This is a genomic window from Gordonia sp. JH63 (assembly GCF_009856645.1).
Taxonomy (GTDB): domain Bacteria; phylum Actinomycetota; class Actinomycetes; order Mycobacteriales; family Mycobacteriaceae; genus Gordonia; species Gordonia hongkongensis.
In genome coordinates, this window is the sequence record NZ_CP047235.1 from 1,929,348 (window position 1) to 1,945,267 (window position 15,920).

Below are 15,920 nucleotides of genomic sequence, written 5' to 3' on the forward strand. Positions count from 1 at the left end.
CGGACGCCGCGCGTTCGGGGGACGGCATCGGATGCCGCCGGTCGGTACCGTGGCAGACAGCAGCAGAGCCCAGTGGCAACACAGGATTCATCGTGCGGCGGTTTCGTCGTGGAGAGGGGTGAACGACGATGATGGACGGCGATCGCGGGCGTCCGACCGGAAGTGGCGGTGTCGAACCGCCGACTCCCAACCTTCGTCGCCGGCGGTCCTCCTGGACCCCAGCCAGGTGGAATACGAACACCTGGAGTCCGGCTCCCTCGTCGTTCCTGCCCAACCGCGGCTACCGCGCGCCGGGTACGGCCGGCGGACGCGGCTTCGCACCCACCGAGCACCTGGCCCCCGAGGCGGTTGCCGCCTTCGTCGACGGCGAGCTCGGGATGTCCGCGCATGCGCGGGCCGCTCATCATCTGGCGCTGTGCCCCGAGTGCGTCGCCGCGGTCGAGGCGCAGTCGTTGGCCCGCACCCGACTCCGCGAGTCTGGCCGCGTGTCGATCCCGGACTCCCTCCTCGGTCAGCTCTCCCAGATCCCCACGCGTGAGATCGATCTGAGCTCCGAGCCGCCCCGCCCGGCAGGGTTCGGGCCGACCGTGTCGCCCGATGCGCCGACCGACGGCATCCCCGCGGCCCGCGGCCGCGCCTTCCGTCGCCGGGGCCGGTGACCGTGGCCCCCGACGCCGATTCTCCTGATACCGGTGACGCACAGTTCGCGCGGCGCGCCGAACGGCCCGAGTCACAACGTCTGACGCCGTCGCGGACCCGACACTCGCCCGTGTCGCCGTCCACCGCGCAGGTGTTCGGCCGCCCGTTGGGTGTGCGCGGCTCGTTCGCCACCTCGGATGGCGACAAGCGGCCGCCCGAGCCACAGATCGCACCCCCGGACCCGGTGCTCGCCGAGGCCTTCGGCCGGCCGGCCGGATCGAGCGACACCCTGCAGCGGGATCCGCTCGCAACCTACGGCCAGACCGAGCAGCCGCAGGCGCCGGAGGACCCGTGGCGCGACCCGGAGAGCCCGGCGCGGCTCGACGCACCCGCGCTGGCATCCGCATCGTCGGACATCCCGACCGAGACCGGCCCCAAGCTCGGTGTCCGCGACATCCTGCTCGGCAATCGCCTGAGCTGGGTCGCCCTGGCCACGCTCGCGGTGATCGCGTTGCTGATCGGGCTCGTCGGCGGGCTGATGGGTCGGTACACCGCGGAGGTGGCCGCGCCGCTGACCAGTGACACGGTCGAGTTGTCCACCGAGGACACCGGCGGCGACGCCGGACCGCGGTCGTCCGTGGCCGAGGTGGCCCGGGCGGTGGAGAAGTCGGTCGTCGCCATCGACGTCCGCGCGGCGGGCGCCTACGCGACCGGGTCGGGATTCGTCATCGACAAAGAGGGTTACATCCTCACCAACAACCACGTCATCTCGATGGCCGCGAACGACAAGAGCGCCAAACTGGAGGTCGTGTTCTTCGACCGTCAGCGCGTCCCGGCGCGCATCGTCGGTCGCGATCCCAAGACCGATCTCGCCGTGCTGAAGGTCGACAACGTCGAGAACCCGACGGTCTCGGTACTCGGTACCTCAGGCGACCTGCAGATCGGCGAAGAGGTGGTCGCCTTCGGATCTCCCTTGGGGCTCAACCGAACCGTGACCAGCGGCATCGTCAGCGCGACCGACCGTGCCGTGGCGCTGACGCCCGACGCGGAGTCCGACACCGACGCCGTCATCGACGCCATCCAGACCGACGCGGCGATCAACCCGGGCAACTCGGGCGGTCCGCTGGTCAACGGCGAGGCCCAGGTGGTCGGCATCAACACCGCCGGACGCCTCGGCGCCGGGGGCGGCAACATCGGGCTCGGGTTCGCGATCCCCATCGACGAGGCCAAGCCCATCGCGGAGGCGCTGATCCGCGACGGCCGCGTGAACCACCCGCAGATCGGCGTCAACGCCAGTTCGGTGCGCAACGAGCGCGTGCTGGGCGCACAGGTCCGCAACGTGGTGGCCGGCAGCCCCGCCGAACGCGCGGGCGTACGGGAGAACGACGTGATCACCTCGTTCAACAATCGCGCGATCGAGAGCGCCGACGAGCTGAACGTCGCGATCCGGACCGCGAGCATCGGCGAGTCCGTCCCGTTCCAGTACTGGCGGGCGGGTCGCACGTTCAGCGGTACCATCACTCCGGCGAGCGACTAATCACACCACCGCACAGGTCAGGACGAGGCACATGTTCAGCAGCATCGGATGGGGCGAGATAGCGATCCTGGTGGTCGCGGCACTCGTCATCCTCGGCCCCGAGCGTCTCCCCGGTGCCGTCTCCAGGACGATGCAGTCGGCCAAGAAGGTCCGTGATTACGCGACCGGTGCGAGCAATCAGCTGAAGGACGAGCTGGGTCCCGAATTCGACGACCTGCGCAAGCCGCTCGCCGACCTCAACGAACTGCGGGGTATGACGCCGCGGTCCATCGTCACGAAACACCTTCTCGACGGCGATGATTCACTGTTCCGGCTGAACGAGAGCGCCACGACGGTCGACCGGAAGACCACCCCGGCGGCGCCGGAGATCAAGCCCGTGTCGGCGCCCCTGTCGTTCGAGAAGCAGGAGACCGGGAATCAGGACTCCGCCGGCCCGGCGGGGGCCGCGGCGTCGGACCGCCCGTCGCGGTCGGGGTCGCGTCCCGCCGCGGCCGACTGGGACGCGACCTGACCGGTCAGGAATTCCGGATGGTGTCGAGTCCCAGACTCATACCCGCCAGGCCGCGCTTACGCGCCGCGAGCTTGCCCGCGATGGCGCGCAGGGCGGAGCCGGACGCCGATTCGGGTGCCGACAGCACCACCGGGACACCGGCGTCGCCGCCTTCGCGTAAGGCCGTCTCGAGCGGTACCTGACCCAGCAGGTCGACCTGGGCGCCCACCGCGCGTGTGAGGCGTTGCGCCACCTGCTCGCCGCCGCCGGACCCGAACGGTTCCATGCGGCTGCCGTCGGGCAGTTCCAGCCACGACATGTTCTCGACGACGCCGAGGATCTTCTGCCGCGTCTGCAGGGCGATGGCCCCGGCGCGCTCGGCGACCTCGGCCGCGGCCTGCTGGGGTGTCGTCACCACCAGGATCTCCGCGCCCGGGATGAGCTGCGCGATCGAGATCGCGACGTCACCGGTGCCCGGCGGCAGGTCGAGGAGCAAGACGTCGAGATCGCCCCAGTAGACGTCCGCGAGGAACTGCTGCAGGGCTCGGTGCAGCATGGGACCGCGCCAGGTCACCGGCGTGTTGCCGTCGGTGAACTGTCCGATCGAGATGAAGCGGACGCCGTGGTTGCTCGGCGGCATGATCATGCGCTCGACCTGCGTGGGTTTGGCGTCGCTCCCGAGCATGCGGGGGACCGAGTGGCCATAGATGTCGGCGTCGAGAACGCCGACGGTGAGCCCGCGTTCGGCGAGCGCCGTGGCGAGGTTGACGGTGACGCTCGACTTGCCGACGCCGCCCTTACCCGACGCGACGGCGTAGACGCGGGTCAGTGAGCCGGGCTGGGCGAACGGGATGACCGGCTCGGCCTTGTCCCCGCGGAGCTTCTTGCGCAGCTCGGTGCGCTGCTCGTCGTCCATGACGTCGAGTTCGACGCGGATCGCGCCGACACCCGGGACGTCGGCGACGGCCGTTTCCACGCGCTGGGAGATCTCGGTGCGCATCGGGCACCCCGACGTCGTGAGGTACACCCCGACATCGACGCTCGCGTCGTCGTTGATCGTGACCGATTTGACCATCCCGATGTCGGTGATGGGCTTGCCGATCTCGGGATCCTTGACCTTGCCCAGAGCGGCGCGAACTGCCGATTCCGTGGGCGCGACTCCTGTTGTCATCTGGCCCAGACTACCGGCGGCGCCAGCGGTTCCGGGCGCAGGTCCTCCGGTGGCGCCGTCAGCGGACGGGAACGGGGGCGCTCGCCCCTCCCGGCCTGTTCGGGCCGGCGTTCCCCGCCGGTGCCTGTTGTACCGCCGGGGCCTCCCTCTTGGTGGGCGGGGGAGCGGGCTGGCCCGGGAACAGCGGCGGGATCGACGGCAGGCAGACGATGATGCATGGCGGTGGCGGAGGGCTCGGCCGCCTCGTGGTGGAGGAGGACGACGACGAGGACGACCCGGACTCCGGCCGGCTGGGCTTGCTGGACGAGCTCGAGCTGCTCGACGGCTTGCGCTTCATCTCCGGGATGGGGTCGGTCGGCATCACGCCCGTCGCGTAGGCCCCGGCCCAGCCGAGGACGTTGGCGACATATTCCATCGAGCGGTTGTACCGCAGCACCGCCGACACGCGGGTGCGCTCGTTCATGATGTCGGTGACCCCGGCGCAGAGATACCGGCCGGCCGAGTACGTGGCGTCGAAGATGTTGTTGGGGTCGGGTTTTCCGTCGCCGTTGGCGTCGGAGCCCCACGCTGCCCACGTGCTCGGGATGAACTGCATCGGGCCCATCGCGCGATCGTGTCCGGCGTCGCCGTCGATGCGTCCGCCGTCGGTGTCCTTGATGACCGCGTTGCCGGCCAGCGAGCCGTCGAGGACCGGCCCGGCGATCGGGTTGATCGTCGTGCCGTACTGATCGACCGAGCCGTTGCTCGCATGATTGGACTCGATGCGTCCGATGCCGGCCAGCAGGAACCACGGCAGCTTGCAGGCCGCGCTCTCGGCGGCGACGCGGTTGGCGGCCAGCTTGTAGGCCTGGAGTACGACGCCCGGGATCCCCAGTGGGCCCGAGGGGAGGTCGCTGGCGAGCCGGAACTGCGGCGCCGGCAGCGCGGTCGCGGGCTTCTCCGGCGGCGGCGCGAAGCCGAGGAGTGTGCCCGGCGAACCCGCGACGAGTTCGGCCACGATCACGGGGGCATCGGGCTCGACGACGGCCGACGCGACGTTGCCGCCGGAGGCGCTCGACGTCGCGGTCCCCAGGACCAGCGCACCGACCAGACCGCCGCCGACGACCAGCGTCGCGGCGCGTCGTGGGAACGAGGACGGACGGCGCGGACCACGGCGACGGCGGACGAGGTCGAGGGGCCTCACCGGAGGCCTCCTGCACATCGTGCGGCCCCGGGCCGCTGCCCGGTCCTGTTCACTCCGTTGTCAACACACACTTCTGCCCCCGAGAACGCGGCGATGCCCACCCGCGGCCCAGGTCCAGAGCCGCTCTCATGGATGTGTCGGAGGATCTCGTCGCGTCGTGACAGACGCCGAAATCCGGTCCGAACTGTGACCCACCATACATATGGGTCTGACGTCCCAGACACGAACCCGGCTTTTGGTGTCAGTGATCCTTGGAACCGCGGCGGCCGGATTCGTCGCCGGCGGGGGCGCCGAGCCGTTCGGTGAGTTCGTCGAGCAGGTCGTCGAGTTCTTTGCGCAGGTAGTCGCGCGTGACGGTGTCGCCCACCGCGAGACGGACCGCGGCGAGCTCCCGGGCCAGGAACTCGGTGTCGGCCTTCGTCTGGGCGGACCGCATCCGGTCCTCTTCCAGCGACACCCGGTCGCGGTTCTCCTGCCGGTTCTGGGCCAGCAGGATCAGCGGCGCCGCGTACGCCGCCTGCGTGGAGAACGCGAGGTTCAGCAGGATGAACGGGTACGGGTCCCACTGGATCGACACCGCGACCAGGTTCAGCACGATCCACACGATGACGATGACCGTCTGGATCGCCAGATATCGTCCGGTGCCCAGGAACCGGGCGATCCGCTCGCTGTACATCCCGACGACGTCGGAGTCGAGATTGAACGAGATCGTGCGGCGGGTGCTGGGGGTGTCGAGCTTGCGTCCCGGTTCGCTCATCGGATCCGCACCTGGGGGCCGCCGCCCGATGCCGGTTCCGGGCCGCTCCCGACGCCGTACCCGTCGGCCTCGACGACGTCCTCGGGTTCGGTCTCACGCCAGTCGCGCGGCAGGATCTCGTCGAGCAGGTCGTCGACGCTCACCGCGCCGAGCAGGTGGCCGGCCTCGTCCACGACGGGGCCGCAGACCAGGTTGTAGGTCGCGAAATATCTCGTCATCGTCTCCAGGGAGTCCTCGGGATGGAGTTGGGCGAGGTCGGTGTCCAGGATGCCGCCGACCAGATTCGCGGGCGGTTCCCGGAGCAGGGCCTGTAGATGCACGCATCCGAGGTATTTGCCGGTGGGCGTCGAGGTGGGCGGGCGGACGACGAACACCAGACTCGCCGCGGCCGGCGTCAGGTCGGGGTTGCGGACCCGGGCGAGGGCCTCGGCGATGGTGGTCGATGCGGTGACCACGATCGGCTCCGAGGTCATCACGCCGCCCGCGGTGTCGGGGGAGTGCAGCAGGAGTCGGCGGAGGGGCTCGGACTCCACGGGGTCCATCTCCTCGAGGAAGGCCTCGGCCTCGGTGTCGGGCAGTTCGCCGAGGAGGTCGGCGGCGTCGTCGGGGTCCATCGCCTCGAGGATGTCGACGGCGCGGTCGCGTCCGAGCGCGGCCAGCACCTCTTTCTGGTCGTCGGGCGGCAACTCCTGCAGCACGTCGGCGAGCCGTTCGTCGTCGAGGGCCGCTGCGATCTCGTCGCGACGTTTCGCGGGCAGTTCGCGCAGGGCGTTGGCCACGTCGGCCGGGCGCATGCCCTCGAACTGCAGGAGGGCCTGCGCGACTCCTTGTCCGGGCAGGTTCAGCGAGCTCTGGGTGATGCCCTGCACGCTGGACCACTCCACGACCTGAGTCTCGTGGCGCCGGCGCAGGCCGCGACGTCCCGCCCGGATCGCGACGCGGGAGACGACCCAATCGCGGGTCCGGGTCTTCTCGATCCCGAGGTCGATCACCGTCACGTCGGCGTCGGCGAGCTCGGGGAGATCCGGATCGACGACCCGGACGTGGGTGTCGAGGACCTGTCCGATGGCGAGTGCCTCGCCGGGCCGCAGGTGGAGCCGGCGCAGGCTGACGGTGCCGGTGTTGAGGGCCACGGCCTGGGGCTCGATCGCGGTCACCCGCAGCATCGGCACGAAAATCCTACGCCGAGTGGTCAATTCGACCGCGAGGCCGAGGACGCGCGGTTGCTGCCCGGACATGCGGATCGAGATCACCACGTCGCGGACGCGTCCGATGGACTCGCCGTCGGGACCAAGGACGGCCAACCCGACTAATCTGGCCACGAACACCTTGCTCACCGACGACATGGGAGTAAGGGTAGTGCCATCGGTGCAGCGGAGGCCGACGGCAGACACGAACGCCCACCGGTGGGAGACCAGTCCCACTGTCGGGTCTCACCGCGACGTCCAGCACTGGAGTCTGACAACAGGGAAGGCCCCGATATGACCAATCCCATGCGCCCGAGCCGCGAGACGCCGGGACTCCCCACCCCGCCCAAGGGCTGGCCGATCGGTTCGTACGGAACCTACGCCGAGGCCCAGCGCGCGGTGGACTTCCTCTCCGACGAGAACTTCACCGTCCAGGACGTCACCATCGTGGGCGTCGATCTGATGCAGGTCGAGCGGGTCATCGGCCGGCTGACGTGGGGCAAGGTGATCGGCGGCGGGTTGGTCTCGGGTGCCTGGCTCGGCTTCTTCTTCGGATGTCTGGTGGCGCTCGTCTTCGCCGGCTCGCCCATTGCGCCCATCCTGGTGGGCATCGTCGGCGGCATGGTCTTCGGTGTGATCTCCGCGACCATTCCGTACGCGGCGACCCGGGGCCAGCGGGATTTCGCGTCGACCATGCAGCTGGTCGCCGGCCGCTATGACGTGCTGTGCGACCCGAAAAGCGCAGAGAAGGCGCGCGACATGCTCGCCCGTCTCACCTTCTGACGTCGCCTCCCGCGGTCGGACACGGAGCGATCACAATCGCCCGCGGAATGGCACGCCCATGCCGAATGTGTTGCATGTCACGAATCCTCACGTATAGCGTTGCTCTTCGGACGCTCACGGCGGAGCACCGCTGCGGCGCCGCGTACGACATCGAGGAGGCTGCGTGCGGAGCAGGGTCAGCACGGACGGATCCATCAGCACCGACGGATCTACCAGGCGCGTGAGACGAAAGGTCCTCGCCGCGGCGGTGGCAGCGGTGGCCATGCTGCCCGTGCTGTCCGCATGTGGCTCGGGATATGAAGCGGGCGTACTCAATTTCTATCCGCCGGCCGACGGCGCGGACACCTTCGCCGAGATCGGCGACAAGTGCTCGGCGGATTCCGGTGGTGCGTACAAGGTCGTGACCACCCCGTTGCCCAAGGGCGCCGACGATCAGCGTTTGCAGCTCGCGCGGCGCCTCGCGGGCAACGACAGCGGGCTGGACCTGATGGGCATGGACGTGGTGTGGACGGCCGAATTCGCCGACGCGGGTTGGATGGTGCCGGTGCCGGACGCCATGGCCGCCGAGGTGTCGGCGCGCACCCTGGGTGGTCCGCTCGACACCGCGGTCTGGAAGACCGACGACGACGAGCGGGAACGGCTCTACGCCATCCCGTTCTCCACGAACACCCAATTGCTCTGGTACCGACCGGATGTGCTCGTCGAGGACGTCGACCGCCGGCGCCCGGCGTCGACGTGGAACGGCATGCTCGAGGACGCGCTCGTCAGCGGTCGCAACGGCGGACCGACCTACATCATGGTGCAGGGCAGGCAGTACGAAGGCCTGATGGTGTGGTTCAACTCGGTACTCGCCAGCGCCGGTGGGCAGATCGTCGACCCGGATGACCCCGACAAGGTCACCCTCAACGACACCCCCGAACACCGCGCCGCGACGGTCCGCGCACTGGAGACGCTGAAGCGGGTCGCCACCGCCCCCGGTGCCGATCCGTCGCTGACCAACTCCGACGAGGGCGCCGCGCGGCTCGGCATGGAGAGCGGTGAGGCCCTGTACCAGGTGAACTGGCCGTTCGTCTTCGCCGGGATGCGTGAGAACGCCGTGGCGGGCAGCGTCGCCTTCCTCGACCTCACCGAATACGCGAACCTGTACGCGGACACCGCGAATCCGCCGACCCCGGCGCAGGTGGTCCCGCTCAACCGCGAGATGCGGCGGGTCTTCGACTTCGCGCCCTATCCGGGCTTCGAGGGACTTCCCACGAAGACGACCCTGGGCGGCATCAACATCGCCGTCGCGAGCACCTCGCAACAGCAGGACCTCGCCTACCAGGCCGCCGAGTGCATCACCAGTGAGGCATCGCAGAAGGCGTTCTCGTTCAGTGCGGGTCCGCCGCCGGTCATCGAGTCCATCTACGACGACGCCGATTTCCGCCTCGCGTACCCGATGGCCGACGAGATCAAGCGGCAGCTCGAACCCGAGCACGCTGCTCTGCGGCCGAAATCGCCCGACTATCAAGCAATCTCGACGCTGCTGCAGGCCAAGTTGAGCCCGGTCGGCGCCTGGGAGCCGGAGGCCCTGGTCGACGAGCTCGCCGAAGCGGTCCAGAAGGCCATCGACGGGGAAGGGCTGGTCCCGTGAGCGACAACGACACTCCGCGCAACGACGCCGAGAACGCGGGCGGCAACCCCGACGACGCGGGGTTCCGCGCCGGGCGACACGCCCTCCCGGATGATGCCCCACCCCAAACCGGTCCGATCCCGATCGTCGGCGACACACCTCCGGTGCAGTCCGATCAGGTGTGGACCGCTCCGCCGGGAGGTCGGCACGAGGTGACCGCGGCGTCGTCGCACACCGACCGGCCCACCCCGGATCCCGCGCCCGCCTCGCTGTCGAAGCCGGCGACCGGGACGGGCGGGGGTACCGCGGTGATCGATCGGCCCCGGGCCGACACGCCGCCGGCCGCCCCGCGCAAGCGCAGCGAGGGCAAAACCGCCGAGCGCCGGCTGGCCTTCTGGCTCGTGGCGCCGGCCGCACTGATGATGCTCTTGGTCACCGGATACCCGATCGTGTACGCGGTCTGGCTGTCGCTGAACAAGATGAGCCTCTCGGCGCCGGGGGAACGCGAGTTCGTCTGGTTCGCCAACTACGCCACCGTCCTCACCGACAACTACTGGTGGACGGCCTTTGCCGTCACGGTCGGCATCACGGTCGTGTCGGTACTCATCGAGCTCGTGCTGGGCATGGCGATCGCGCTCGTCATGCACCGGACGATCTTCGGGCGGGGCACCATCCGCACCGTCGTCCTGATCCCGTACGGCATCGTCACCGTGGCGGCGGCGTTCTCCTGGTACTACGCGTGGACGCCGGGCACCGGATATCTCGCCAACCTGCTACCCGACGGCACCGCACCGCTCACCGAGCAGTGGCCGTCGCTGGCGATCATCGTCCTCGCCGAGGTCTGGAAGACGACGCCGTTCATGGCCCTGCTCCTGCTGGCCGGCCTCGCGCTCGTCCCGGACGATCTGCTCAAGGCGGCCCAGGTCGACGGTGCCGGGGCGTGGACGAGACTGTGGCGCATCATCCTTCCGCTGATGAAGCCGGCGATCCTGGTGGCGCTGCTGTTCCGCACACTCGACGCGTTCCGCGTGTTCGACAACATCTACGTCCTCACCAGCGGGTCCAACAACACCTACTCGGTGTCGATGCTGGGTTACGACAATTTGTTCGGCGCCTTCAATCTCGGCGTCGGCTCGGCGATCTCGATTCTGATCTTCATCTGTGTCGCGATCATCGCGTTCGTGTTCATCAAGGGGTTCGGCACCGCCGCACCGGGTTCCGACGACGAGGGGAGGTAAGCCGTTGAATGCGAGCGGAAAGTCCAAGGCCTGGTGGTCGATCGCCAACATCCTGGTGATCCTGTATGCACTCATCCCGCTGCTGTGGATCATCAGCCTGTCCTTCAAGCCGGCGAGCAGCGTGACCGACGGGAAGTTCTGGCCGAGTGAGTTCACCCTCGACAACTACAAGAGCATCTTCGAGACCAGCGCCTTCACCTCGGCGCTGATCAACTCGATCGGCGTGGGTCTGATCACCACGGTGATCGCGGTGCTGCTGGGGACGATGGCGGCCTATGCGGTGGCCCGCCTGGACTTCCCGGGCAAGAAGCTCCTGATCGGTGCCGCGCTGCTGATCGCGATGTTCCCCCAGATCTCGCTGGTGACACCGCTGTTCAACATCGAGCGGGCCATCGGGTTGTTCGACACCTGGCCCGGCCTGATCCTGCCCTACATCACCTTCGCGCTGCCGCTGGCGATCTACACCTTGTCCGCATTCTTCCGCGAGATCCCATGGGAGCTGGAGAAGGCCGCCAAGATGGACGGCGCCACCCCGTGGCAGGCCTTCCGCAAGGTCATCGCACCGCTCGCCGCCCCGGGCGTCGTGACGGCGGCGATCCTGGTGTTCATCTTCGCCTGGAACGACCTGCTCCTGGCCCTGTCGCTGACGTCGACCGAACGGGCGATCACCGCGCCGGTGGCGATCGCGAACTTCACCGGCAGTTCGCAGTTCGAGGAACCGACCGGGTCGATCTCGGCCGCCGCGGTGGTCATCACCATCCCCATCATCATCTTCGTGCTCTTCTTCCAACGTCGAATCGTGGCCGGCCTGACCTCCGGCGCCGTGAAGGGATAACCCATGGCAGACATCGTTCTGGACAACGTCTCCAAGCAGTATCCCGACGGCTCGACCGCCGTACACGGGGTCGACATCGAGATCGCCGACGGCGAGTTCGTGATCCTGGTGGGCCCGTCGGGATGCGGTAAGTCGACGACGCTCAACATGATCGCCGGACTCGAGGACATCTCCGGTGGCGAGCTGCGGATCGGCGGGGAGCGGGTCAACGAGCGCGCACCCAAGGACCGCGACATCGCGATGGTGTTCCAGAGTTACGCGCTGTACCCGCACATGACGGTGCGCGAGAACATCGCCTTCCCACTGACTCTCGCGAAGATGCCGAAGGATCAGGTGGCCGCGAAGGTCGACGAGGCAGCGCGCATCCTCGACCTCGGGCAGTACCTCGACCGCAAGCCGGCCAATCTCTCCGGCGGCCAGCGACAGCGCGTGGCGATGGGCCGGGCGATCGTGCGCTCCCCGAAGGCGTTCCTGATGGACGAGCCGCTGTCGAACCTCGATGCGAAGCTGCGCGTGCAGATGCGTACGGAGATCTCACAGCTGCAGCAGCGCCTGGGGACCACCACGGTCTACGTGACCCACGACCAGACCGAGGCGATGACCCTCGGTGACCGGGTCGTCGTGCTGCGCAACGGGTATGTGCAGCAGATCGGTACGCCGCAGGAGCTGTACAACAATCCGACCAACGTGTTCGTGGCCGGTTTCATCGGCTCCCCGGCGATGAACTTCCTGTCCGGTCGCCTCGGCAGCGAGGGTATCGAGACCGCGATCGGCACCATCGTCCTCGACGACCATCGTGCGGTGGTCTCCCGTGCCGGCGACGTCGGCAGTGGCGGCGACGTGCTCATCGGCATCCGGCCCGAGCACCTCGAAGACGCGTCGCTCGTCGACTCGACGACCCGTGGACACGGCGGGACCTTCACCGCGAACATCGACGTGCTCGAGTCGATGGGTTCCGACATCTACGCCTACTTCGGCGTCGGGTCGAGCCGGGCGTCGAGCGACGCCCTCGCGGAGTTGTCCGCCGATTCCGGAACCGATCTCGGCGGCAACCAGTTCATCGCCCGACTGTCCCCGGACTCGAAGGTGAGCCGCGGCGGTTCGGCGGAGCTGTTCTACGACGCGTCTAAGATCGCGGTGTTCGACCAGAGCTCGGGGCAGTCCCTGCGCGTCCGCTAGTGTCCCGCCGGTCCCTGCAGGCGTCGGCTCAGCGCCGGCGCCTGCGGGAGTGGTCGAGCAGTTCGTCGAAGACGTGTTCGTCCCAGATGTGCCTGCGCACAAGCCGATACCGTTCGCAGGCCACCCACATGTACAGCTCGGCGTCGCTGTCGAGGTCGGGCCGGATGCCCGCCCGGCGCGCCATCCGCACGACCGGCAGGAACTCCTCACCGAACCAGCGCCGGGCGGTCTCGGTGCGGTTGAGGAACTCGCCGATCTCCTGGCTCAGGCGGAAGCCCCACGCCTCGACGTTCTCGGCGAGTTCGGCGTAGTCGAACGGGAAGCTGAGTCGGATGGCCTCGGCCTGGGAGCCCTCGAGCGGCACGCGTGACAGGAAGATCCGACGATGGTCCTTGAGGACCAGGTCGGAGGTCGCGGTGATGCCCTCGGGGGAGATGCGCGTGTGGATCAGGGTGACGTAGGCGTCGATCGTGACCCAGTTCCGCGCGATCGCGATGGACACGCGGTGATGGCCGTCGATGACGAAGTGCATCGATCCGATCCGGTACAGCTGTACCGGAGGGACGGATTCGCCGCGGCGTTGCGCGGCCGCCAGCCGCTGCCAGCGCTCCCGGCCGCGCGACGAGGTGGGCCGGAAGTAGCGGTCGAAATCCTTGGTGCGGTCGACACTTCCGACGATCGAGGACACCTCGACGACCTGCAGTCCGAGTGAGGTCTCCCCGGTCCGTCCGAGCGCGGCGACGACCTCGTCGAACGGGAGGATGGTGTTCACGTCGGCGGGCTGACGCATGAACCACTGCGCGAGCCGCGCGCGTTCGGCCTGGCGTCGCATCCGGGCGAAGTCGTTCTCCGCGTCGGCGTCGGGAAATCCGGTGTCACGCGCCATGTCTGCGCCTCACGATCTCGACCTCCCGGGTGGCGGGATCGAAGTCGAACTGGCAGTAGCCGACGACGTTCATCGAGGTCGTCGAGGAGCCGATGGGCAGGTCAGCGGGTTGTTCGCCGTACGGATGGACGTGGCCGTGAACCAGCAGCGCCGGTTGCAGCGACCGGACCAGCGGGTGGAAGCAGTCGAAACCCCGGTGGGGCAGATCGTCGCGGTCGCCGACGCCGCGAGCAGGGCTGTGCGTGAGCAGGATGTCGGCACCGCGGGGAGGTGACAGGGCGGTGGTGCATCGTAACCGGAGGGACCGCAACCGCTGCTGGGTGTCGGTGTACTGGTTGGTGCCGTTGTTGTAGCGGCGACTGCCGCCGAGGCCGCTGATACGGAGTCCGGCGACCGTCACGGTCCGGCCGTCGGCGTTGATTGCACCGCACGGTCCGGGGTCCTCGACGGGGAGTCCGGCGCGCGTCCAGCCGGTGCGGCCGCGGCGGTACCCGCGCAGGTCCCGGTCGTGATTGCCGGGCACGAACACGCACGGCGCGTCGCACAGGGACGACAGGATCTCGAGGTACTCGAACGGGAGGTCACCCGCACCGAGGATGAGGTCGGGCCGGGACTCGATCCCCACCCCGAAGGTGAGGGAGTCCACCACCTCGTCGGCGACCGCCAGAACCCGGACCATTGCTCCAGGCTAGAGGAGCACCCCGGGCCCGTGCGCCGGAGTCGGTAGCCTGTCGGATGTGAGCGAAGCCGTGACTGAGGTCGTCGGACGATTTCTCGAAGACCGGCTGGGGGCGACCCCCCAACGTGCGTCGGTGACGTTCCTCGGTGTCGAACCGATCGACGTCCTGCGGTTCGTGCCCGACGAGGCCGGCGAGCGGGGCGAGGTGGTCTACGTGACGTCGGGGTGCGCACGGCACCCGATGTCCGATCCCACCGACCTGCACGCCGATCCGGTCCGCGGCCCCCGCGCCGAACTCGTCGTGCGCGTGTCGTCGGGAACGCCGCTGCCCGGTCTGCACAAGCGCCTGGCGACGCTGGCGGCCGCGCCGGCGGTCGAGGGCCTCGTCATCGCCGCCGATGCGCTGGTCGACCTCGGCGAACCCCTGTGGGACGGTTCGCCGTTCACCGCGGTCCTGCTCGAGGCGGACGAACTCGGGATGGTCGAGCTGCCCACGCCCATGGACCCGGTCAGCATGCTCCGGGCGGTGCCGATCACCGCCAACGAGGCCGCGTGGGTCCGACTGAAGGGTGCCGACGCACTCCGCGAGGCCTGGCGTGAGGCGGGTATCGATGTGCGGCGGCCGGATCGGGCCTCGGCAACCCCGGCCTGACCGGCCGGCGGATTCCCGGCGGACTCATCCGCGTCGAGGTTTCGGAACGTATGACAGAGGGAACATCTGACCAACTGAGTACGGTCCGTCTGAGAAGTGAGGGTGCATGGAGTCACGGGGAGCAGGGACCATCGGCACGACGGACGGGCGGTGCCCGGCGTGACCATCACCTCATCGTCGCTTCCCACAACGACCGCAGCGCGACCCGAGCTCGATGTCTACCTGCCACAGCAGGACACCCAGTTGCTGATCGACACCCTTCGTTCCCGCGGCGTCTCGGGGGCCCGCGTGCTCGATCTCTGCACCGGCAGCGGGGCCATCGCGATAGCGGCCGCCCGGGCGGGTGCGTCGCACGTGACCGCGGTGGACGCATCGGCGGACGCGGTCGCCTATGCCCGGCGCGCGGCAGCCGACGCCGGCGTCCGGATCGAGGTGGCGCACGGTGATCTCCGGCGTCATCAGGGTCACTACGACGTCGTCACCTGCAACCCCCCGTATGTTCCGACCCCGCCGGAGTCCGAGTCGGAACTGCATCCGGCCGGCCCGTCGCACGCCTGGGACGCCGGACTCGACGGCCGGGCCGTCCTCGACCCGCTGTGCGCACGCGTTCCCGAATTGCTGGTGCCCGGCGGCGCTTTCGTGTTGGTCCACTCGGAATTCGCGGACGAGGAAGCCTCGCTGCGCGCCCTGCGCGCCGGGGGACTGACCGCAGAAGTGGTGGCCGAGCGGGTCATCCCGTTCGGTCCGGTCCTCACCGCACGCGCGGGCTGGATGGAAGAGTGCGGCATGCTCGAACGCAACCGTCGCATCGAGCGTCTCGTCGCGATCGTCGCTGTCGCCCCGGGTGGTCCCGCCCCGGCCGGAGCGTCGCGGTGAGCGGGGACAAGAAGCCGAATGCGGTGCGGGTGATCCGAGGCGGACCCGTCCTGGTGTCCGGTCCCGTCGACATCGAACTCCCCGACGGCGCCCGGGTGCAGTCGGATCGGTTCATGGTCGCGGTGTGTGCGTGCGGGCGGAGCAAGAACTACCCCCTGTGCGACACCAGCCACCGCAAGAAGCGCCGCCGCGCGACCTGACGGCTCACGAGCGCCC

General features: G+C 69.1%; 17 protein-coding genes. 11 read left to right on the forward strand and 6 right to left on the reverse strand.

Features of this window, described 5'->3' with window-relative positions; translation table 11 throughout:
- Positions 1-128 precede the first annotated feature (128 nt).
- From GR168_RS08730 to tatB, 3 genes are read left to right on the forward strand one after another with little or no spacing between them, the layout of a single operon-like run.
- On the forward strand, positions 129-659 hold the full coding sequence (locus tag GR168_RS08730; protein WP_159370544.1) for a hypothetical protein: 531 nt from the start codon (positions 129-131) through the stop codon (positions 657-659).
- Positions 656-2,176 (forward strand): trypsin-like peptidase domain-containing protein, encoded by a 1,521-nt coding sequence (locus GR168_RS08735; RefSeq protein WP_159370545.1) that lies wholly within the window; start codon positions 656-658, stop codon positions 2,174-2,176. The genes GR168_RS08730 and GR168_RS08735 overlap by 4 nt, the downstream gene beginning before the upstream one ends.
- Positions 2,177-2,207: 31 nt before the next feature.
- A complete protein-coding gene (gene tatB / locus GR168_RS08740; protein ID WP_159370546.1) occupies positions 2,208-2,687 on the forward strand; it encodes a Sec-independent protein translocase protein TatB in 480 nt (159 codons plus the stop codon).
- 4 nt (positions 2,688-2,691) lie between these two features.
- Here tatB and GR168_RS08745 read toward each other — a convergent pair whose 3' ends face one another.
- The 4 genes from GR168_RS08745 to GR168_RS08760 all read right to left on the reverse strand — a co-directional run bounded on the left by GR168_RS08745 (position 2,692) and on the right by GR168_RS08760 (position 7,123).
- A complete protein-coding gene (locus GR168_RS08745) occupies positions 2,692-3,837 on the reverse strand; it encodes an Mrp/NBP35 family ATP-binding protein (RefSeq protein WP_055475030.1) in 1,146 nt (381 codons plus the stop codon).
- A 58-nt stretch (positions 3,838-3,895) separates the two neighbouring features.
- The gene (locus GR168_RS08750; RefSeq protein WP_159370547.1) at positions 3,896-5,020 is read right to left on the reverse strand and encodes a lytic murein transglycosylase; all 1,125 of its coding nucleotides are present in this window, start codon (positions 5,018-5,020) and stop codon (positions 3,896-3,898) included.
- A 241-nt stretch (positions 5,021-5,261) separates the two neighbouring features.
- Positions 5,262-5,777: a DUF1003 domain-containing protein gene (locus GR168_RS08755; protein WP_055475028.1), complete on the reverse strand. Its 516-nt coding sequence runs from the start codon at positions 5,775-5,777 to the stop codon at positions 5,262-5,264.
- The gene (locus tag GR168_RS08760) at positions 5,774-7,123 is read right to left on the reverse strand and encodes a CBS domain-containing protein (RefSeq protein ID WP_238995056.1); all 1,350 of its coding nucleotides are present in this window, start codon (positions 7,121-7,123) and stop codon (positions 5,774-5,776) included. Before GR168_RS08760 ends, GR168_RS08755 begins: the two co-directional genes overlap by 4 nt.
- Before the next feature lie 135 nt (positions 7,124-7,258).
- Here GR168_RS08760 and GR168_RS08765 point away from each other — a divergent pair, with 135 nt between their 5' ends.
- The 5 genes from GR168_RS08765 to ugpC all read left to right on the forward strand — a co-directional run bounded on the left by GR168_RS08765 (position 7,259) and on the right by ugpC (position 12,611).
- Positions 7,259-7,747, forward strand: coding sequence for a general stress protein (locus GR168_RS08765; protein WP_055475026.1), 489 nt, complete (start codon positions 7,259-7,261; stop codon positions 7,745-7,747).
- 220 nt (positions 7,748-7,967) lie between these two features.
- Positions 7,968-9,380 (forward strand): extracellular solute-binding protein, encoded by a 1,413-nt coding sequence (locus GR168_RS08770; protein ID WP_175404349.1) that lies wholly within the window; start codon positions 7,968-7,970, stop codon positions 9,378-9,380.
- Entirely contained in the window at positions 9,377-10,597 is a 1,221-nt protein-coding gene (locus GR168_RS08775; RefSeq protein ID WP_082652962.1) for a sugar ABC transporter permease, read from the forward strand. The genes GR168_RS08770 and GR168_RS08775 overlap by 4 nt, the downstream gene beginning before the upstream one ends.
- A gap of 4 nt (positions 10,598-10,601) precedes the next feature.
- Complete coding sequence (locus GR168_RS08780) at positions 10,602-11,432, forward strand: carbohydrate ABC transporter permease (protein ID WP_055475025.1); 831 nt, start codon at positions 10,602-10,604, stop codon at positions 11,430-11,432.
- A 3-nt stretch (positions 11,433-11,435) separates the two neighbouring features.
- Positions 11,436-12,611: a sn-glycerol-3-phosphate ABC transporter ATP-binding protein UgpC gene (ugpC, locus tag GR168_RS08785; protein WP_159370548.1), complete on the forward strand. Its 1,176-nt coding sequence runs from the start codon at positions 11,436-11,438 to the stop codon at positions 12,609-12,611.
- Positions 12,612-12,639: 28 nt separating this feature from the next.
- Here the strand turns inward: ugpC and GR168_RS08790 are convergent, their stop codons facing one another.
- Entirely contained in the window at positions 12,640-13,497 is an 858-nt protein-coding gene (locus tag GR168_RS08790; RefSeq protein ID WP_055475023.1) for a hypothetical protein, read from the reverse strand.
- Positions 13,487-14,176, reverse strand: a complete 690-nt coding sequence (locus GR168_RS08795) for a metallophosphoesterase (RefSeq protein WP_159370549.1) — start codon at positions 14,174-14,176, stop codon at positions 13,487-13,489. The genes GR168_RS08790 and GR168_RS08795 overlap by 11 nt, the downstream gene beginning before the upstream one ends.
- A gap of 58 nt (positions 14,177-14,234) precedes the next feature.
- Here GR168_RS08795 and GR168_RS08800 point away from each other — a divergent pair, with 58 nt between their 5' ends.
- The 3 genes from GR168_RS08800 (at position 14,235) to GR168_RS08810 (ending at position 15,904) form a co-directional block, all read left to right on the forward strand.
- Positions 14,235-14,828, forward strand: coding sequence for a suppressor of fused domain protein (locus tag GR168_RS08800; RefSeq protein ID WP_203235916.1), 594 nt, complete (start codon positions 14,235-14,237; stop codon positions 14,826-14,828).
- A gap of 159 nt (positions 14,829-14,987) precedes the next feature.
- Positions 14,988-15,704, forward strand: coding sequence for a HemK2/MTQ2 family protein methyltransferase (locus GR168_RS08805; RefSeq protein WP_159370550.1), 717 nt, complete (start codon positions 14,988-14,990; stop codon positions 15,702-15,704).
- Positions 15,701-15,904 carry a CDGSH iron-sulfur domain-containing protein gene (locus GR168_RS08810; protein ID WP_058252716.1) on the forward strand — a complete coding sequence of 68 codons (204 nt, stop codon included), beginning with the start codon at positions 15,701-15,703 and terminating at the stop codon, positions 15,902-15,904. The genes GR168_RS08805 and GR168_RS08810 overlap by 4 nt, the downstream gene beginning before the upstream one ends.
- Positions 15,905-15,920 lie beyond the last annotated feature (16 nt).